General features: G+C 34.5%; 1 tRNA gene. It reads right to left on the bottom strand.

Annotation, left to right across the window (positions count from 1 at the left end):
• Positions 1-223 precede the first annotated feature (223 nt).
• Positions 224-299, bottom strand: a tRNA-Ala gene (locus ACT3RM_RS18245).
• Positions 300-336 lie beyond the last annotated feature (37 nt).

Raw genomic sequence — 336 nt, 5'->3', positions numbered from 1 at the left:
TTATCTAATAAAAGAGTGATTAAATTGGCACTGAATGATACTGCTATCATTCTTTTTTACTTTTGAAAACTCTTGATAAATACAACGTATCTATCAGAATTTTATTATCAGCTTTTCCAAATTTTTAAAGAGCAAGAGATAAAAAAACTTCTCAAAATTAAACACACTCTATTCTCAGGCTTTTTAAGGACCTGATAAAGAATATTTATTTTTAAGAAGTAAGTGGTGGAGCTAAGCAGGATCGAACTGCTGACCTCCTGCGTGCAAGGCAGGCGCTCTCCCAGCTGAGCTATAGCCCCACATATGCTGGTACTTATTATTTGTTATTCCGACTTC

Origin of the sequence: Pseudoalteromonas sp. AOP7-A1-14 (assembly GCF_052376275.1) — a bacterium.
In the GTDB taxonomy this organism is placed as follows: Bacteria; Pseudomonadota; Gammaproteobacteria; order Enterobacterales; family Alteromonadaceae; genus Pseudoalteromonas.
Note: the sequence above shows the minus strand (reverse complement) of the source record. Positions and strands in the feature narration are given on the sequence as shown.